This is a genomic window from Anaerospora sp. (assembly GCF_032013335.1).
GTDB lineage: Bacteria > Bacillota > Negativicutes > Sporomusales > DSM-15969 > Anaerospora.
This window is the reverse complement of the sequence record NZ_DALZUO010000007.1, coordinates 13889-28791: the sequence shown is the minus strand read 5'-3', so window position 1 is coordinate 28791 and position 14903 is coordinate 13889. Positions and strand designations below refer to the sequence as shown.

Here is a 14903-nt window from a genome sequence, read left to right as displayed (position 1 = left end):
GCAGAGCCGTGTGCTAACGGCTCTGCATTTTACTTGGTAATTGCACAAAACTGTCAACCTCAAACCTATTTCCCTGGTCACAAAGAAATGCTATATTGTCAGTAGACCAACCAGGCAGGTGATTATACATGACGAAAACCTTACATCATTTTGTGCGCAACCATCGGCTTGAACTTAATACCATTATGCTCGTTACACTCACTAGTATGGTATTCATCTATCCCTTTAATAACCACTTCCGGTTTACGCTTGGGATAGCGGTACTATCGACATTATTGCTGTACTTTCCCAAACTTCCATCGGTTCAGCTCACTTTTGTCTGTGGAGTCTGCATTGTCGCATTACGGACTATCATCTATTTTTTCATTGGCCCTGAGGAACTGGACGACACGTTGTTCAGGCATGTCCCGGCTCTCCTCTACTATGTCGTCTTTGGCATATTATTTAAGCTGTTAGCTATTCGTACATTTATTGATAATCTCCCGGTAGCCGTTCTGCTCTTGACTGTAACGGATGCTTTGAGTAACCTTGCCGAGTTAGTTTTTCGGCCTACTTTGCAAGCTGTTTCTTTTGATTTGATTCTGGCGAGTATTGTTTCAGCTGGCTTGGTGCGCTCCATTATTACCGTGTACGGGTATGTGCTGCTGAAGCATTATCATGCTTTTGTTCTCGAACAGAATCAATTAAAGCACTATGCCGAACTGACGATGATGACTGCAAAATTAAAGACCGAGCTCTTTTATTTGCAAAAATCATCTCAGGATATAGAAAACGTAATGGAACGCAGCTACTGGCTATATAATCAGCTGAATCATAGCGAAAGCGAGACCGAATGCCGTGAATCCAATGCAGCTAGTGCGCTTGAGGTGGCAAGGGAGATTCATGAAGTCAAGAAAGATTATGCGCGGGTAATCACCGGCATTGCAAATATTTTAAAACCGTCAAGTCTTGAGCAATTTATGAGCTTGTCAGAGATTTTGTATATCATTGAACAGAATATTCTCCGTTTCCTGGCTGCATCAGGGAAATCAATTTCTATCACCTTTCATTATCGGGAGGACTTCAAAACAGGCCGGCATTATACCATTGTATCCTTGCTGGACAATTTGATTATGAATGCTATTGATGCCTGCGGCCAGTCAGGACATATTCGAGTTCTACAAGCAACTGCAGGCACCGATGTTGTTTTTGAGGTGGAAGATAACGGCTGCGGCATTAATCCCCATGAATTGGCCCTGGTTTTTAAACCCGGCTTTTCCACTAAGTTCTCACTGCAGACAGGTAAAGTATCGACAGGGCTAGGACTTGCCCATGTTAAAAACCTCACAGAATCCTTGAAAGGGACGGTAACGGTCTCCTCTAACGTAGGGAAAGGTGCCCGATTTACAATAAGAATTCCACAAGAGGAAATCATGTTCCGTGAAGGGTGAAATGAAAAAACTCCTGCCATCCACGCGGATTTGCAGGAGTTTTTTTATATAACGATATCGCTTAACGCTTTTAGATTCAAAATGCGCACCGTCTGACGCTGGAATACAATCAGGCCTTCTTCCTGCATACGTGCCATTTCCCGGGACATAGATGGTCGTGAGACATGCAAGAAGTCGGCTAACTCATTCCGATTAAGCGGCAATTGCAACTCTATCTTGCCTTGTTTTTTATATTGATCCAGCAAAAAAGCGCTTAGCTTGCCGCGCAGCCCCCGTATCGTCAGATACTCCACTTTCTTATTGAGCATCATCGCTCTTTCAGAAATGATTTTTAGCAAATTATGAATCAACGTCCGATGCCAACTGCACGACTGACAACGCTCGCCAATGATTTTTTCCCTATCCAGGAATAAGACGGTTGAGGCTTCACGGGCCTGTACAGTAGCTGGCCATGCTGAGTTGGCAGCATACACAACCATTTCGCCAAACAAGTCTCCCGGCTTCAGCATGGTCATCACATGGCGTGCGCCGGCTGCACTTTCTTTCATTACAACTGCTTCGCCTTTTATAAGAATGCCAATGCATTCAAACCCATCCCCTGCCAAGGCAATGGTTTCATTTTTGTCATAGTGGCACACCTTAGGCTGCAGACAGGCCAGCATATTGAGCAGGTCGTCTTCTTTAATTCCTGCAAACAACAATGTTTTTTTCAGTGCCGGTAGCATCTCTTTCATACAATCCCCATCTTTTATCGATTGCACAGAATCGTTTTTATTTTGTTGCAAATTCTGCTTTATTTTATCGTAACACATTTGCGAAAAAAACAAAAAACTTTTCTGAATTGGTAGCTACAGCTACCGATTTTTTTGTAACTTCTCTTTATACTGAGATTAGAAGAGAAAATTTGACAAAAAAGAGGTGCGCTATGAAAAGAAACATGATTCTCATTGATGAAGATAAATGCAATGGCTGTGGGCTGTGTATCTCCACCTGCCACGAAGGCGCCCTTCAGCTCATAGATGGTAAAGCCCGCCTGGTTTCCGATATTTACTGTGACGGTTTGGGGGCCTGTCTGCCTGCCTGCCCCACGGGAGCCATGCAAATAGAAGAACGGGAAGCGGCTGCTTTTGATGAAGAGGCTGTGGCCGAGCGTATGAAACACCATGCTGCTCCCCTGACTCAGCCGGCGGCACCGCCTCAAGGCTGCCCTGGAATGCAGGCACGGGTTTTTGCAAATAAACCGCAAGCTGCCCAGTCATCTCCTCAAATTGCTGCACAATCCGAATTACGGCAATGGCCTTGCCAGCTGCGCCTGGTACCGGCACATGCTCCTTATTTCGACAACGCCCATCTGCTAATCGCTGCGGATTGTAGTGCCTTCGCCTACGCTAATATCCATCAGGATTTTATTAAAAACAAGATTACCCTGATCGGCTGTCCGAAGCTGGATGATGCCGATTATACCGAGAAGCTGACTCAAATTCTGTCTTCTCATACTATCAAAAGCCTAACTGTGCTTCGCATGGAGGTTCCTTGCTGCGGCGGCCTGGAACATGCGGCTAAGCAGGCTCTCATCAACAGTGCCCAAATGATTCCCTGGCGGGTAGTCACCATCAGCACAGACGGCCGAATCCTCGAAGATTAGCCGTGTCTGATGTGGATCATATAAAAAAAAAATAGGGAGGCGTTCTTATGTCCAACAACATGTTTTGCTTTCAATGTGAACAAACTGCAGGAGGAAAAGGGTGCGTTACTGCCGGTGTCTGTGGAAAAAATCCCGAAACAGCCAATAATCAGGATGAGTTAACAGCAGCTCTTATCGATCTGGCACGGGCCGCAGGTGGTAAATCTCCCAGTAAAACAGCAACTGAGCTTGTTATTCAAGGGCTGTTCACGACTATAACCAATGTCAATTTTGATCCCGCAAAAGTAGCCGAATGGACTGCAGCAGTCAAAAAAGAAACTGCTAAATGTAATGGTGGAACAACTTATCCTGCTAAAGATCTTTGGGCGGGCGATCCTGATGTCGTCTCCCTGCGCTCGACTTTGCTGCTCGGTATGCGCGGCATGGCAGCATATGCCTGGCATGCTTATGTTCTTGGCAAAGAAGACGCTGCCGTTTCCGACTGGTTTTTCAAAGGGCTGAAAGCGCTGTCCGAAGAGCATTCCGTTAATGACTGGCTGGGCTTACTCATGGAGTTCGGTGGTGTTAACCTGAAATGTATGGGGCTGCTCGACGAAGCCAATACATCTGCATACGGTCATCCCGTTCCAGCAAAAGTAACCACTAACGTTGCCAAAGGACCGTTTATCGTCATTACCGGTCATGACCTGCTTGATCTTAAGCAGCTCCTCGAACAAACCGAAGGTAAAGGCATCAATATCTACACCCACGGCGAAATGCTGCCTGCCCATGGTTATCCGGAACTGAAAAAATATGCTCACTTGAAAGGCAACTTTGGTACAGCCTGGCAGAGTCAGCAAAAAGAATTCAACAATCTTCCCGCTCCTATTCTCTTTACTACCAACTGTCTCATGCCGCCTCGCGCAAGCTATTCAGACCGGATTTTCACCACTTCAGTCGTGGCTTATCCTGAGCTGAAACACATTCCTGATGTCGAAATCGGCGGCGTAAAAGACTTCACTCCGGTAATTGAAAAAGCACTGGAGCTTGGTGGCTGGGACACAGATAAAGAATTTACCGGTATTAACGGTGGTTCAGAGCTCATTACCGGCTTTGGCCACAATACAGTGATGAGTGTTGCCGGAACAGTGATTGACGCCGTAAAGGCCGGTGCAATCAAGCATTTCTTCCTGGTAGGCGGCTGCGACGGTGCTAAGCCTGGCCGTAACTACTACACCGAGTTCGTTAAACAAACTCCTCAGGATACAGTCGTGTTGACTCTGGCTTGCGGCAAGTTCCGCTTCAACGACCTCAATCTGGGTGAAATCGGCGGCCTGCCGCGCATCCTGGATATGGGCCAATGTAACGACGCGTATTCTGCCATTCAAGTTGCTGTCGCTCTGGCGGGTGCTTTTGAATGCGGCGTTAACGACTTGCCATTAACTTTGGTTCTTTCCTGGTATGAGCAAAAAGCGGTCTGCATCCTGCTGACCCTCTTATCACTTGGCATTAAAGACATTTATATCGGGCCATCCCTGCCCGCCTTCTTGTCCCCCACTGTATTGGGCGTGCTTGTTGAGAAATTCAACCTCCACCCCATCACCACCCCGGAACAGGATCTTAAAGCCATTCTGGGCTAAGACAAACTAATAAAAGAGTGCGTCCATTGGACGCACTCTTTTATTAGTTTGTCGAGAACCCTCGTTCCCAGGTCGTTTAGAAAGTCTCAGATGCACGATCTCCATCTCAAATGTTTGCTTTTGTGTATCAAAGAGCTGTGGGCGCGGGGAATTCCGAGGAAGCGAGCGAAGACAGTACAAGGATGGGTACGGCAAGCGAGCTCCCGCAGGCCTGAATGCGGAGTCCTTGGCACTTTAGTGCCTTAGAACTTCGGCTTACCCCTTGCGGGTGCAACGCAGGTGGGGCTTTATCAACGGCCTGACTTAATGTCCTGCCCCTTTTAAATTCAACAATACCACCCCGCCAATGATCAGGACGATACCGGTTATGGTATAGAGGTTCATGGTCTCTTTCCAAATCACGACCGCTACTAGCGCGGTTAATGCGGTTCCCAGCCCGGACCATATAGCATAGGCTATTCCTAATGGAATTTCTGTCAATGCCTGTGAAACGGAATAAAAAGAGGCACCCATGATGACAACAAATAATAGGCTGGGCACGAGCTTCGTAAAACCTGCCGAAGCTTTCATCGTCGAAGTGCCGATGATTTCCAGGACGATAGCAATGCCCAATAACACATATGCATTCATATACCTATACTCCGTATTAACAAAATCATTATTCTATAGTATTATACTTTTTTTCTATCCCTATGACAGTTGTACCGAAGAAGCTTCTTTTCTTTTTTTCTTCCAGCTCAGTTTAGCTGACGCCCATTCGATAACTACAAATAACACCGGAATCAGGAATATACCGAAAGCTGTGGCAACCGTCATTCCGCCAACCACTGCAGTTCCCATCGCCTTTCTGGCAGCAGCACCGGCACCACTTGCAATAGCCAGCGGCAAGCAGCCAATAATAAAGGCAAAGGAAGTCATGAGAATAGGCCTCAACCTCAGCGCCGCCGCTTCGACAGCAGCTTTGACCGGGTCCATGCCATTGTCAACACGGACTTTGGCAAACTCGACAATCAGAATGGCATTTTTAGCGGCTAGCCCGATCAGCATGATTACACCTATCTGCATATAGACACTGTTTTGCAGATTCATCACAAGCTGAGACAATAAGGCTCCAAAAATTCCTGTCGGTACAGACAGCATAACGGCATAGGGCACGCTCCAGCTTTCATATAAGGCCGCCAGGCATAAAAAGACAAATACCAGAGACAACGCCAGAATCTGCATGGTTGTGCTGCCAGCCTTTTTCTCCTCCCTGCTTTGTCCCGACCATTCAACACTAAAACCGGTAGGCAGCGTTTCTTTTGCCAGCTTTTCCATAGCAGCAATTGCCTGACCTGAGCTGTACCCTTCGCCTACCGAGCCGTTAACCGGAATACTCCGGGCGGCATTGAAGCGGGAAATGATGGAGGTTCCCGTTGTCAGCTTTGGTTTTAGCAAGGTATCCAAGGGAATCATGGAGCCATTCGAAGATCGGACGAAGATAAAGCGAGTCATATCCGCTTCATTACGGAACAGTGTATCAGCCTGCATCACAACTTTATATGTGCGGTTGAACATGTTGAAGTCATTGACCTGCATACCACCGAAGTTGACCTGCAGTGCCGTGAATACATCGCTCAAAGCAACGCCTAAATTTTTTACTTTTTCCCGGTCAATTTCAAATTCATAGCCCGGAGAATCACTTTTATAGGTTGAATAGACCGCACTCACTTGGGGAAGCTGATTGGCAGCACCTACAAATTGCTTGGTCACCGCATCGACCTCTTCCTTACTGTGGCCGGTTAAATCCTGTAGTACCATACTAAAACCGCCGATCATCCCCAAACCGGGCAGGGACGGCATATTAAAGGCCATAACTGTCGCTTCCGGGAATAAATCCGCTTTGCCTTGCACCCCGCCGATAATAGAGTCAAGCTGCGTTGCGGCATCCTTGCGGCTGCTCCACGGATCAAGTCCGACAAACAGAACGGCTGTGTTCGCTTTGGCTGCATTAGATAAAATATCAAAACCGGCAACCGCAATAACCTGCTCAACACCTGCCTGTGTCTTGATTTCCTGAGTCAGCCGGTCAAGGACCAGCTGAGTTCTGTTCATACTGGCGCCTTCCGGCAGGTTGACTGCTATGGCAAAGAATCCCTGATCTTCATCTGGGACAAATGTCGTTGGTACAACTTTGTACAGGAATACTGTTCCTGCCATCACAATCAGTAAGAAGATGCAGCAGTATTTCGCTTTGGCAATTAGTGATTTCACCCTCTCACTATATGCCTCAGTTGTCCGGTCAAACCACTCATTAAACCGGCCAAAAAAACGGCCAAGAGTACTGCCTTTTGCCTGTTCTTCGTAAGGCTTTAGCAGTAACGCACACAAAGCCGGAGTCAGCGACAAGGCCACTACCGCCGACAACGCCATTGATACTGCAATCGTCAAAGCAAACTGACGGTATAGGATACCTACCATGCCGCCGATAAAAGCAACCGGAACAAAAACGGCTGCCAGTACAAAGGCAATGGCAATTACCGGTCCCGACACTTCCGCCATAGCCCGTTTTGTAGCCTCTACCGGTGATAGTTTATTATAGCGAAGGTGATGCTCAACTGCTTCAATGACCACAATGGCATCATCGACTACCAGACCGATTGCCAAAACCATGGCAAACAGCGTCAGCGTATTAATCGAAAAGCCAAGCAGCACAAAGGCACCGAATGTACCAATGAGCGATACGGGAACTGCCAGCATCGGAATTAACGTCGCCCGCCAGCTTTGCAAGAAGAGAAACACGATCAGCATTACAAGTGCCATTGCTTCAAGGAAGGTTTTCACTACCTCATATATGGATTCGGAAATGTAGTTCGTATTATCAAAGACGGATCTATATTTCAAATCAGGTGGAAAGTTTTCTGCTGCCGCCGCTACTGCCTTTTTTACGCCTGCAATGGTATTCATTGCATTGGCATCACTGGTAAGCTGTATACCGACTGCTACCGCATTAGCACCATCCTGTTTGGAAGAAAAGTTTAAATCCTTGCCGGCATTCTCGATCCTGGAAATATCCTTCAAATAGACAAAGGCACCGTTAGGCTGAGCCTTAACAATAATATTTTCAAAATCTGCGATACTTGCCAAACGCCCTTTTACTTTTGCCGGATATTGAAATTCCTGTTTTTGCGGTACAGGCATAGCACCGATTGTACCTGCCGGAGCTTGTACATTCTGCTCTTTTACAGCATCAATTACATCAGCGATTGTCAAACCCAGTTCAGCCATACGGTCAGGATTAAGCCAGATACGCCGGGAAAAATCCGCTCCCAGAATCATGACATCACCGACACCATTAACGCGCTTAATTGCATCTTTTAAATAGACATTAAAGTAGTTTGTTAAAAACGTACTGTCATAGATGCCTTTAGGAGAATAGAAACTGAGCATCATCGCCATGTCGGAGGATGCCTTCTTAGTAGTAATACCGGCAGCGGTTACCTCCGCCGGCAAAGCGGCATTGGCCTGGGCAACGCTGTTCTGTACCTTAACGGCAGCAATGTCACCATCAACCCCAAGATCAAAAACGACTTCCAGGCTGTAGGCACCGGAATCATCAGAGTTTGAGCTCATATAGTTCATGCCCTGGACACCGTTGATCTGCTCCTCAATTACCTGCGCCACCGTTTGGTTAACAACCTCCGCATTCGCTCCTACATAGGAGGCCGATACTGAGACCGTAGGCGGCTGAATTTGCGGATATTGGGCAATAGGAAGCCGCAGTCCGGCAATTGTTCCTGCTACTACTATCATGATAGAGAGAACAATTGCAAAAATTGGACGCTCGATAAAAAATTTCGCCATGACTTTTCACCTCCTACGAGTTAACAGACAGCTCCAACTCCGCCGGAGTAACGATGGTCACGTCAAGCGCCATCCCCTCCTGAGCCTTTGTCAAGCCTTCCACTACGATTGTGTCGTTCACTGTTAACCCTTCTTTAACCAGATAATAACTGCCAACCTTATCGCCAAGGATCACCGGACGGGGCTCTGCTTTACTACCTTCACCGACAACCATAACCAGAGCCTTATCCAATACCTGCTGAACTGCCCGCTGCGGAACCAGCATCGCATTTTTTACAGGTACCCCGGCAATTTTCACTCTGGCGAACATACCGGGAATTAAAATCCCGTCAGGATTGGAAACGGATGCCTTTAAGGTTAACGTGCCGCTATTATTGGCCAGACTCCGATCCGCCTGCGTAACTTTTCCCTTTAGCGGATATACTGCTCCATTGCTTAAGGTAATCTTTACATCTTCACCCCAGCCGCTGTTTACAACCTGGTCCTGCGAAGCCTGACGCAGGTTAAGGTATTCGTTCTCACTCATGTTGAATTGTACAAATACCGGATCCTGAGCACCAACCGTTACTAAGGTAGTAGTCCCTGCCTGTACATACGTTCCAATGCCAACATCATTTACATCTATCCGTCCGTCTATTGGTGAAACAACCAAAGTACTATTGAAATCATCCTGTGCTTTTTTCACCAGCGCCCGGTACGAAGCCACAATCGCTTCATTCTGACGTTCGGTCGCCTTCTGCGTAGTCAGCCGCTGCTCTGCAATAGCTGCCGCATTCAGCAAACTTTGGTAACGTTCCGTATCAAGCCGTGAATTTTCCCAATTTGCTTCGGCTTGTACCAGTTGCGCCTGTGCCGAAAGCAAGGTGCTCTCATATTGAATGCTGTCTATGCGAAACAATGGTTGACCGGCCTTAACCATATCGCCACCGGAAACCATTTTTTCAACAATGTTTCCCGATACACGAGCCTGAATTTTTACATCATTTTTACCTTGTATCTGTCCGGCATATTCATGAACCTTTGCCACATCCTGCTGGATAACCTTCACTGCTTTAACTTGCACTGCTTTGGGCGGCACCTGCGCCGGTACACTGCCACACCCGGCAAGAAGGACCCCAACTAGGATCAAAATCAATCCTATGCAGTAACTTTTGCTAGCCTTTGCTGCTGAAAACACGGCTGTCCGACCTCCTTATTTCCCCTGTCAAGTTCAGTCCATTTCCCAGCTTCATGCCGTTTCCTGAATTTGACTATTTGGGGTTGCTAAGGTATCATAAACTATACAGTAACGTTATAGTCAAGAGGAAAATCAAAATGGATGACTTCTTACAGAAACATTTTACTACCGGCCAATTTGCTGCCCTATATGGGGTCAGCAAACGGACGCTCATGTATTATGACAGTATTGACCTATTTAAACCGGCCGTTGTAAAAGAAAACGGCTACCGGTATTATACGTTCGGCCAAAGCGGCCTCTTTGATGCCATCCAGCTGCTGCGCAAACTACAGGTTCCACTTGAGGAAATCAAACAACATCTGGCTTACTGTACTCCTGAGACCTCTCAAAAACTACTCACTAATCAGCATCAATTACTGGAACAGCAAATTGCTGAGCTTACCTGGCTGAAAAAGGTCGTGCAGACTAAGATTAATAATCTAAATACCAATCCCGCAATTGATTATACAAAACTTGAAGTTGTAGAGGTACAGGAGCAGCCAATATTAATCAGCAGCTCGCTGTGCGAAATCCCATTTGAACAGGCTATGAAGGTTATTTTATCTTTTATGCAGGACTGCTACCACAGTCGCACCTACAGCGGCTATCCCTGCGGGTATATGCTTGATGCAAAGAAGCTGCAGCAAAAAGACTTCGGTCAATTTACCAACTGTTTTTACCGTATTGATGAAAAGAGCAATACTTCGATGAGCTTGGGTTATAAACCGGCCGGGCATTACCTTGTCGGTTATTACAAGGGGAACTGGACGGAAATCGATCAACGTTTTCAACAGCTTGTGCAGTATGCAAAAGAACATTCCCTTACCTTCAGTAACCACGCTTATGTGGAAAGTACCCTGGATGACACTACTGCAGTGGCCGAAGATCCCTACTATTGTGAAGCCCGAATTTCTGTCTTATTGGAATATTTATAAAGAAAGCATTAGTCAATTCATTTGACCAATGCTTTTTTGTTAACTATAGCATTTTTATTTTCCAAACTACCAAAGTAAACTTTTCAAATTTTTGGTAATCTGCCATAATATAGGAGTATTACTTAATTAGAAATTAAATGGTTGAAATGAGATATTTTGATTTAGAGGGGTGGCAGCATGTATTCACCTAGCAGCAGTTGTAAACATATATTAGACAACCTTTTTGATGGAGTCTATTGCCTTGATATAAACAAACGAGTGACTTTCTGGAATCGTAGTGCAGAGATCATCACCGGCTATACCAGGGACGAAGCAATTGCAAATATGCACTGTACAAACATGCTCGCTCATACTGATCAAAATGGTGAGAATTTATGTGAAAACCAGTGTCCGGTTTCACTTACTCTCTCGGACGGCTTAACACGAGAACTCAACGTGTTTTTCCGCCACAAAAAGGGCTATCGTGTACCTGTGTCAATTCGCATTTTTCCGCTTTGGGCAGAAGATGGCTCTATTTCGGGAGTTGTAGAAGCTTTTGTCGATAATTCCCCCCATGAAACCTTGTTTCGCGAACTGGAGCAGTTAAAAGATAAAGCGAACATTGATCAGCTCACCGGGCTGTTTACGCGCCGCTACGGCGAAATTATTCTTAACGCTAAACTTGCCGAGCACCAGTTAGGCGGCCGCAGCATGGCAGTGCTCTTTGCAGATATTGATAAATTTAAAACAGTCAATGATGTGTACGGACATCATATTGGAGATGTTGTTCTTAAAACCATATCCAAAACACTAGCAAGTGCAATTCGTGAAGGCGACTATGTCATACGCTGGGGCGGTGAAGAACTGTTGATTGTATTAACCGGTACTTTTAATACTGCGGTACTGGCGCGGGTAGCAAACAAATTAAGAATGCTTGTGCAGCAGACTCAGATTTCAGCCACCGGATATGTCATCGAAGTAACAATATCAATAGGGGCAACGCTTACTACCTCCGTAGATACTCTCGAAACCTTAGTAAGTCGTGCTGATACACTTATGTATCAAAGTAAACGTACCGGACGTAATCGTGTTACCGTAGGATAATACTGCTGTATTATGCAGAACGTACCGGCAGTTTCAGCATCCCTGCGCCGAAAACCACTCCCAGCAGAACCAGGGACAGAGCGGCAAGGTGCTGCCAGCTTATTTGTTCCCCCAGAAAAAATGCCGATGCAAATACGCCGATAATAGGCGAGGCATTTTGGAACAGGGATGCCGTGGTTGCGCCTACTTTTTGTATCCCCATATTCCACAATACCGCCCCTATTGCCGTACTGATAAAGCTGGAGAACAGTAAAACTGCTAATGTCTTGACTGAGAGACTTTCCGGAGAATACGTCCAGACCGGATTTACAGTGAGTCCTAGCAGCATAAGCCCTGCAGCCCCCAGACAATGGCTATATGCCGTTACAACCAGCGGAGGAACCGTTATTGTGGCCTGTTTCACAAAAAAAGACCCACAGACAAACGTGATCATGGCAACAAAAACCAGCAAGTCACCTTCAAAAGTTGCGCCGCCTTGAGTCCTTCCGCAAACAATAGCAAAAAGGCCTCCCATTCCCAACACTATCCCCATACACTTTTCTAACGTAAAGGCTTCTTTAAAAAACACATTAGCGAGCAAAATTGTAAATAAAGGACTTGAACCAAGTATGATAACTGAGTGAGTTGCGCTGGTAGCCTTAATCCCAAAGGTAAGCGCAATTTGATGCAGGAAAATTGACAATACGGCAATTCCGGTTATCGAGAGCCAGGCCTTGCGGGTTACTTTGTGACAGCCATGCCGGAAGAAGGCAATGAGCAATAAAAAGACAGCAGCTAGCGAAAGACGGATTGGTGCCAGCGCCAGCGGCGGAAAAAACTGCGTCAAATATTTAATGGATATAGAATTGACTCCCCAAAGAAAAACAACTAAAACTAAAGCACTCAATGCGCGGTGACGTTCCTCTGTTTCATCCAAAACTCAGCACTCCAAACATAATAATCCTATTATCTATAATAGCATATTGAATGGAAATGTGAACTATATAAATATAAAGGCACCTGTGAATCCGCCTTGGAGGATTTTACAGGTGCCTGGTTTTTGCTGCTTATTCGCTGCATAACCTATAAATAGGCTGCAACAAAACTCTTGCGGTCATCTTCATAACCGTTGCTTACATTCACAACTCCGCAGTTGTGTATACACCACGGCTGCTGCTGCCTGGGAATTACCACACTGTAGCCGGCATGAATACATTCCAGGCACTGAGCCAGGTCATAAAAATGCCATCCGGCAAAAATCTCTTGCTGCCAAGGAAAATCATACTGGGTTATCATCAGCAGCCCGTCAACGCATTGAACCTCCTGATAAGGCTGCTCAATCTCCTGAAAAGCAACCAGTCCCATTGCTCCTGAGTGACTGTCATAGACCTTACCGTACTTATTGGCAGCTTCCCACCAAATGCCATTAGCCGGAAGCTGGGAGCAGCCGACAACACCCAGCATGCCAATTTTCGGGTTAGCAAAAATTGTGATCATATCTTGTATCAGCGTCTTATGAATGATGCTTACATCCGGATGAAGGTATACTTTATATTTGGCGTTTGATTGGCTGATTGCCCGGTTGTAGGCAGAAGCCATCGAAACGCAATTCGTGACATTCATTACTTCCACTTCGTAGCCGGAGGGGATTTCGAGTCCCTCTATATGTGAAAGACATTGCCGGAAATTTGCTGCGTCTCCTTCGCAGATAACAAAACATATTTTTCTGTCATCCAAGATCCGCTGCGCGGAGAAAGTGGGGCAAGCACCAACCGGCCTGCGGGCTTTAATAATATATTGATAAGCCCGGCACTGCTCCTGCAGCAGGCTATTGCCGGAAATGGTAGCCAGATTGCGGATAAATTCCTGATCGCCAGGTGATTCATAAATCACATTCGGGCGGTAGCTGCCAACATGATAGCCGGTACTGGTAAACAGCTTCTTTATTTCATTGAGGGTAAAAAAACGAAGATGGGTTTTATCTAAAATTCCAGCTTCTTCATAAGTCCAGTTACCCTGCAGCAGATTCCGCAGTACGCTAAAATGCATAACATTGGGAATACTGGCCAAAATCTGCCCCCCTGCCTTTAAATGAGGGCGAATATTCTCCAGTGCTTTCCACGGATCAGTCAAATGTTCTAGAATATCTGCCAGAATTACATAATCGAAATATTCTTCCTCGTAGGGCAATGTTGTTTTTTCAATATCAGCTGCAATGACATCGGCAAATAACTTTGCGCTTAACGCCGCTTGCTCATTCAGCTCAATTCCATAAAGCTTTGCCTGGGGATAATCACTCTTAATTTTCAGCAGCGTTGCTCCACAAGCGCAGCCAATTTCCAAAACTGTAATGGCTTGTGTTTTTGGGTTTTCCATCATCCCCGTGATATCCTGCCGAATCCAGGTGGAATAGGTGAGATTAAACCCCCATTTAGCACCAAACTTTTCTAAATTTTGATTTAGCAATTCATAATGTCCGCCCGGCCTGTTAGTAAAATGCTCGGCTCCTGCATGGTGGATAAAGGTATCCCGGCAAAACAAAAGCTTATATCCACAAAACCGGATACGAAAGGAATAATCCTCTTCCGCAAGATATCCCGGTTCCATGTTTTCATCAAACTCACCTGCTGCCTCAACTGCAGCTCGCTTTATGAGCATACAACAGCCAACCAGCTTGATCCGCTCTTCCCAAAGCTGCGAATTAGGCCGGTTATAGTTGCGGGCAAACGCCTGCATTTCCTGCAAATTTTGATAAGTAACCGCAACAGACTGGTAATAGGCACTGTTGTTTGTAACCGGTGCCACTGCCCCTATTTGTTCGTTACTGTACAGACAATGGAGCAAATTATCAAGCCAACCTTGCGTTACAACAACATCATTATCCAATAACAGCAGATTGTCACCGGAGGCCAGCTGCAACCCCTGATTACAGCCTGCGGGATATCCCTTGGGCTCTTCATTACAAATTCGGAGGATATCCGGCTGCTTACCAAGCCATTCGTTCGTGCCATCAGTCGAATGGTCATCAATAACAATAATTTCAACAGTGCTGGAAGCAGTGTATAGGCGAATACTTGCAATACACTGCTGTAAATAATATAACTGATTATAGGTCCAGATAATTATGCTTGTTTTCATATTTCCCTCTCACTT

11 protein-coding genes are annotated in these 14903 nt (G+C 46.0%); 5 read left to right on the top strand and 6 right to left on the bottom strand.

All coding sequences use genetic code 11. The features are described 5' to 3' along the window. Positions 1-128 precede the first annotated feature (128 nt). Positions 129-1430 (top strand): sensor histidine kinase, encoded by a 1302-nt coding sequence (locus tag RTR76_RS07915; protein WP_312518890.1) that lies wholly within the window; start codon positions 129-131, stop codon positions 1428-1430. A gap of 44 nt (positions 1431-1474) precedes the next feature. Here the strand turns inward: RTR76_RS07915 and RTR76_RS07910 are convergent, their stop codons facing one another. Next, on the bottom strand, positions 1475-2164 hold the full coding sequence (locus RTR76_RS07910; RefSeq protein ID WP_312518889.1) for a Crp/Fnr family transcriptional regulator: 690 nt from the start codon (positions 2162-2164) through the stop codon (positions 1475-1477). Positions 2165-2355: 191 nt separating this feature from the next. On the opposite strand from RTR76_RS07910, the gene RTR76_RS07905 reads away from it, so the two are divergent. Together RTR76_RS07905 and hcp are read left to right on the top strand one after the other, a co-directional pair. After that, positions 2356-3075, top strand: a complete 720-nt coding sequence (locus RTR76_RS07905) for a 4Fe-4S binding protein (RefSeq protein ID WP_312518886.1) — start codon at positions 2356-2358, stop codon at positions 3073-3075. A 47-nt stretch (positions 3076-3122) separates the two neighbouring features. Continuing rightward, positions 3123-4694 carry a hydroxylamine reductase gene (gene hcp, locus RTR76_RS07900; RefSeq protein WP_312518884.1) on the top strand — a complete coding sequence of 524 codons (1572 nt, stop codon included), beginning with the start codon at positions 3123-3125 and terminating at the stop codon, positions 4692-4694. Positions 4695-4997: 303 nt separating this feature from the next. On the opposite strand, the gene RTR76_RS07895 is transcribed toward hcp, so the two are convergent. Genes RTR76_RS07895 through RTR76_RS07885 form a run of 3 tightly spaced genes read right to left on the bottom strand, consistent with a single transcriptional unit; the run spans position 4998 to position 9714 of the window. Next, the gene (locus RTR76_RS07895) at positions 4998-5324 is read right to left on the bottom strand and encodes a multidrug efflux SMR transporter (RefSeq protein WP_312518881.1); all 327 of its coding nucleotides are present in this window, start codon (positions 5322-5324) and stop codon (positions 4998-5000) included. A gap of 60 nt (positions 5325-5384) precedes the next feature. Beyond that, entirely contained in the window at positions 5385-8537 is a 3153-nt protein-coding gene (locus RTR76_RS07890) for a multidrug efflux RND transporter permease subunit (protein WP_312518878.1), read from the bottom strand. A gap of 13 nt (positions 8538-8550) precedes the next feature. Then, entirely contained in the window at positions 8551-9714 is a 1164-nt protein-coding gene (locus RTR76_RS07885) for an efflux RND transporter periplasmic adaptor subunit (protein ID WP_312518875.1), read from the bottom strand. 137 nt (positions 9715-9851) lie between these two features. Between RTR76_RS07885 and RTR76_RS07880 the strand changes: the two genes are divergently transcribed. Further along, positions 9852-10688 (top strand): MerR family DNA-binding transcriptional regulator, encoded by an 837-nt coding sequence (locus RTR76_RS07880; protein ID WP_312518872.1) that lies wholly within the window; start codon positions 9852-9854, stop codon positions 10686-10688. Between the two features lie 177 nt (positions 10689-10865). Continuing rightward, positions 10866-11771 carry a sensor domain-containing diguanylate cyclase gene (locus tag RTR76_RS07875; RefSeq protein ID WP_312518869.1) on the top strand — a complete coding sequence of 302 codons (906 nt, stop codon included), beginning with the start codon at positions 10866-10868 and terminating at the stop codon, positions 11769-11771. 10 nt (positions 11772-11781) lie between these two features. Here the strand turns inward: RTR76_RS07875 and RTR76_RS07870 are convergent, their stop codons facing one another. Next, the gene (locus RTR76_RS07870) at positions 11782-12687 is read right to left on the bottom strand and encodes a DMT family transporter (RefSeq protein ID WP_312518866.1); all 906 of its coding nucleotides are present in this window, start codon (positions 12685-12687) and stop codon (positions 11782-11784) included. Positions 12688-12833: 146 nt separating this feature from the next. After that, complete coding sequence (locus tag RTR76_RS07865; RefSeq protein ID WP_312518864.1) at positions 12834-14888, bottom strand: glycosyltransferase; 2055 nt, start codon at positions 14886-14888, stop codon at positions 12834-12836. Positions 14889-14903: the final 15 nt, after the last annotated feature.

What these genes read in the sequence shown, in the direction of transcription:
- RTR76_RS07915 (WP_312518890.1), top strand. Translation starts at nt 129, where the DNA reads ATGACGAAAACCTTACATCATTTTGTGCGCAACCATCGGCTTGAACTT.
- RTR76_RS07910 (WP_312518889.1), bottom strand. Translation starts at nt 2,164, where the DNA reads ATGAAAGAGATGCTACCGGCACTGAAAAAAACATTGTTGTTTGCAGGA.
- RTR76_RS07905 (WP_312518886.1), top strand. Translation starts at nt 2,356, where the DNA reads ATGAAAAGAAACATGATTCTCATTGATGAAGATAAATGCAATGGCTGT.
- hcp (WP_312518884.1), top strand. Translation starts at nt 3,123, where the DNA reads ATGTCCAACAACATGTTTTGCTTTCAATGTGAACAAACTGCAGGAGGA.
- RTR76_RS07895 (WP_312518881.1), bottom strand. Translation starts at nt 5,324, where the DNA reads ATGAATGCATATGTGTTATTGGGCATTGCTATCGTCCTGGAAATCATC.
- RTR76_RS07890 (WP_312518878.1), bottom strand. Translation starts at nt 8,537, where the DNA reads ATGGCGAAATTTTTTATCGAGCGTCCAATTTTTGCAATTGTTCTCTCT.
- RTR76_RS07880 (WP_312518872.1), top strand. Translation starts at nt 9,852, where the DNA reads ATGGATGACTTCTTACAGAAACATTTTACTACCGGCCAATTTGCTGCC.
- RTR76_RS07875 (WP_312518869.1), top strand. Translation starts at nt 10,866, where the DNA reads ATGTATTCACCTAGCAGCAGTTGTAAACATATATTAGACAACCTTTTT.
- RTR76_RS07865 (WP_312518864.1), bottom strand. Translation starts at nt 14,888, where the DNA reads ATGAAAACAAGCATAATTATCTGGACCTATAATCAGTTATATTATTTA.